This window comes from Neisseria sp. P0009.S007 (assembly GCF_051962515.1).
In genome coordinates this window covers 1-254 of sequence record NZ_JBQCVF010001182.1, presented here as the reverse complement: position 1 = coordinate 254, position 254 = coordinate 1, and the positions used below count along the sequence as shown (strand labels likewise).

General features: G+C 53.1%; 1 pseudogene. It reads left to right on the top strand.

Annotation, left to right across the window (positions count from 1 at the left end):
* Positions 1-2 precede the first annotated feature (2 nt).
* Positions 3-254 (top strand): annotated as a pseudogene (locus ACTHS3_RS18225) (four-helix bundle copper-binding protein); the annotation flags it as partial.

Sequence of the window (254 nt, the reverse complement as noted above, 5' to 3'; positions counted from 1 at the left end):
GTATGAACCGTCGTCAATTCTTGGGTGGTACAGCCGTTTCTTTGGCAGCTGCCGCTTCATTCGCCCTCGCCCACGGACATCATGACCATAAAGGCAATTCCCACGCTGCCCCTGCTGCTTCGTCCAAAACCTATGAAGCAGCCAGAAAAGCGGCTGCCCACTGTGTTGAAGCAGGTCAAATCTGTTTGGCACACTGCATCAGACTGCTGAGCCAAGGCGATACTTCCATGAAAGATTGCGCAACAGGTGTCAAC